This is a genomic window from Streptomyces sp. WELS2 (genome assembly GCF_013870595.1).
Taxonomy (GTDB): domain Bacteria; phylum Actinomycetota; class Actinomycetes; order Streptomycetales; family Streptomycetaceae; genus Streptomyces.
Map to the genome: position 1 here is coordinate 1 of NZ_JACBWZ010000736.1, position 3,117 is coordinate 3,117.

4 protein-coding genes and 1 pseudogene are annotated in these 3,117 nt (G+C 70.8%); 4 read left to right on the top strand and 1 reads right to left on the bottom strand.

The window, feature by feature from the left end; genetic code table 11:
• The 3 genes and pseudogenes from H5J33_RS29005 to H5J33_RS29015 all read left to right on the top strand — a co-directional run.
• Positions 1 to 216 (top strand): annotated as a pseudogene (locus H5J33_RS29005) (ketosynthase chain-length factor); the annotation flags it as partial.
• Between the two features lie 46 nt (positions 217 to 262).
• On the top strand, positions 263 to 523 hold the full coding sequence (locus H5J33_RS29010) for an acyl carrier protein (RefSeq protein ID WP_181797781.1): 261 nt from the start codon (positions 263 to 265) through the stop codon (positions 521 to 523).
• Between the two features lie 103 nt (positions 524 to 626).
• Positions 627 to 1,586 carry an aromatase/cyclase gene (locus H5J33_RS29015; RefSeq protein ID WP_181797782.1) on the top strand — a complete coding sequence of 320 codons (960 nt, stop codon included), beginning with the start codon at positions 627 to 629 and terminating at the stop codon, positions 1,584 to 1,586.
• Positions 1,587 to 1,664: 78 nt separating this feature from the next.
• On the opposite strand, the gene H5J33_RS29020 is transcribed toward H5J33_RS29015, so the two are convergent.
• Positions 1,665 to 2,450 carry a 3-oxoacyl-ACP reductase gene (locus H5J33_RS29020; RefSeq protein WP_181797783.1) on the bottom strand — a complete coding sequence of 262 codons (786 nt, stop codon included), beginning with the start codon at positions 2,448 to 2,450 and terminating at the stop codon, positions 1,665 to 1,667.
• A 192-nt stretch (positions 2,451 to 2,642) separates the two neighbouring features.
• Here H5J33_RS29020 and H5J33_RS29025 point away from each other — a divergent pair, with 192 nt between their 5' ends.
• On the top strand, positions 2,643 to 3,068 hold the full coding sequence (locus H5J33_RS29025; protein ID WP_181797784.1) for a nuclear transport factor 2 family protein: 426 nt from the start codon (positions 2,643 to 2,645) through the stop codon (positions 3,066 to 3,068).
• The last annotated feature ends 49 nt before the right edge of the window (positions 3,069 to 3,117 follow it).

Sequence of the window (3,117 nt, forward strand, 5' to 3'; positions counted from 1 at the left end):
GGCGGCGGCCCCGCGGACCTGGCGAGCGCGCTGCTCTCCATCCGGGACGGCGTCATCCCGGCCAGCGGCTTCACCGCCCACGTCCCCGACGCCTACGGCATCGACCTGGTGACGGGCGAGCCCCGTACCCGGCCGGTGTCGGCGGCACTCGTCCTCGCACGCGGGCGCTGGGGCTTCAACTCGGCCGTCGTCGTCACGCGCCACACCGACCACTGAACCGCCGTACGCCGGCGGTTCCCCACCTGAGTAGGAGAAGGCCCTCATGGCTCAGCTCGCCATCGAAGATCTGCGACGCATCCTCATCGCCTGCGCCGGCGAGGACGACAGCCTCGACCTGACCGGCGACATCCTCGACAGCACGTTCGAGGACCTCGGTTACGACTCGCTCGCCCTGATGGAGTCCGCCGCGCGCATCAAGCAGGAGTACGGCATCGACCTGTCGGACGACGACATCGCGGAGGTCGAGACACCCCGCGCGCTCCTCGCCCTGGTCAACACCGGCACCGCGACGGCCGCCGCCTGACGTCCGGGCCCGACCGTACGCCCCCGGGGCCCGTATCCGCCGTCGCCGGGATACGGGCCCCGGCCCCTTCCGCGCCACCGTCCCGAGCCGAGGAGAACCCGCCATGGAACGAACCGTGATCCACCGCACCGAGCACACCCGCGTCGTCTCCGCCCCCGCCCAGGTCGTCTACGACCTGGTGGCCGATGTCACCCTGTGGCCCGCGGTGTTCGGGCCCAGTGTGTACGTGCGCCATCTGGAGCGCGACGAGCGCAGCGAGGTCTTCGAGATCTGGGCGCAGGTCAACGGCAAGGTCACCAGCTGGACGTCGCGGCGGGTCCTCGATGCCGCGCGCCGCTATGTGAGCTTCCGGCAGCAGCGCAGCTTCGCCCCGGTCACCTCCATGGCCGGCAGCTGGCTGCTGCGGGAGCTGCCCGACGGCCGCACCGAGGTGGTGCTGCGGCACCGCTTCAGCGTCGAGGACGACGCCCCCGCCGCCGTCGAGGCGCTGCTCACCGCGCTGGACCGCAACAGCGGCGAGGAACTCGCGGCACTCGCCCGTGTCGCCGAGCTGGGCCACCCGGTGGCCGACGTGGTGTTCTCCTTCACCGACGTCGTCCCGATCACCGGCGGGGCCGCGGCGGCGTACGACTTCGTCAACCGCGCCGACCTGTGGGCCGAGCGGCTGCCGCACGTCAGCCGGGTGCGGCTGACCGAGGAGGAGCCGGGCGTGCAGGACCTGGAGATGGACACCGTCACGGCGGACGGCTCGGCACACACCACCCGCTCGGTGCGCGTCTGCCACGAGCCGTCGTGGATCGCCTACAAGCAGCACGTACTGCCGAAGCTGCTGACCGGGCACAGCGGTCTGTGGACGTTCACGGACGGCCCGGAAGGGCCCGTGGCCACCGCCCGGCACACCGTCGCCCTGAACCCGGCCACGGTCCGCGAGGTGCTCGGCGAGCAGGCCACCCTCGCCGACGCCCGCGCCTTCGTGCGCGAGGCACTGGGCCGCAACAGCCTGACGACGATGACCCACGCCGCCGCGCACACGGGCGAGGACAGTCAGGTCTCCGCCGTCTGAACGCGGGCACGTACACGCACGGCCGCCCCTCCCCGGGACCGGGGAGGGGCGGCCGTGCGTGTACGTCCCGGTGGCGGATCAGTAGTTGCCCAGACCGCCGCACACGTTGAGGGCCTGCGCGGTCACCGCGGCCGCGTCGTCGCTCACCAGGTACTCGACCATGGCGGCCACCTCACGGGTCTCCACGTAACGGCCCAGCGGCACCCTCGTGGTGATGCGGTCGTGGGTCTCCTGCTCGCTCACGCCCCAGATGCCGGCGTAGTGCTCGCGCACCCGCTCCGCCATCGGCGTCTCGACGAAGCCGGGGCACACCGCGTTGACCGTGATGCCGGTACGGGCCAGCTCCAGACCGAGGGCCTTGGAGAAGCCGACCACGCCGTGCTTGGATGCCGAGTAGGGCGCGGCGTGCACGACGCCCTGCTTGCCGCCGGTGGAGGCGATCGAGATGATCCGGCCGGACTTCTTCGCCAGCATGCCACCGGTGTTGAGGACTTCCTTGGTCATCAGGAAGACGCTGTTGAGATTCGTGTTGATGACGTCGAACCAGAGGTCGTCGGGGATCTCGTTGGTGGCTCCGCCGCCGCTGCGCCCGGCGTTGTTGACGAGGATGTCGACCGGTCCGAAGCGGTCGACGGCCGCGCGGACGAAGTCCCTGATCTGCCCGGGGTCGGACACGTCACACGTGGTGCCGTCCACCTCGTACCCGGCGTCCGTCAACTCCTTGATCGTGTCGGCCAGTTGGTTCTCATGGCGCGCACACAGGTAGACGCGGGCCCCGAGCCCGGCGAGGCGCCGGGCGATCTCGAGACCGATCCCGCTGGTGGCTCCCGTGACCAGGGCGACCGGCTTGACTGCCTGTGACATGTGTTCTCCCGAATCGCTGTGACGGCAGGTGCCCACCGAGCGTGCTGGGCGCGCCTCGTGCCCTGCTGGAAGGTCCCTTGAAGCGCACCGGCCGCGCTCATGCGCCGCCCCGACCGTGCTCCAGAGCGATTCGAGCGCCGGTGGCGATCCTGGCCCCGCCACCACCCCTTCCGACCCACGTGAGGAACACCCATGCCCACGCCCGTCAGCAGTGATCTCTACACCCGGGTGCAGCACTTCTACGCCCGCCAGATGCAGGCCCTGGACGAGAACCGGCTGGAGGAGTACGCGCAGACGTTCACGAAGGACGGCAGCTTCCAGCACTCGCCCGGCATCGCCCCGGCCGTCGGCCGCGACGCGATCCTCGAAGAGCTCCGGTCGTTCCTGAAGAAGTACCAGGACAACCCCACCCAGCGCCGCCACTTCTTCAACCAGATGGTGCTGGAACCGCAGGAGGACGGCAGCATCCGGTCCACCGTGTACGCGCTGATCGTGCGGGTGCGGCCGAACGAGCGGCCGGAGGTGTGGCCCAGCACCGTCGTGCACGACGTCATCGAGGTGACCGACGGCGAGATCCTGCTGCGCTCCCGCTCGGTGAGCTACGACCAGCTGGTGTGACGCCGTGCGGACCAGCCCCGCCCCCTCCCCGGCCCAGCTCATGGCCCAC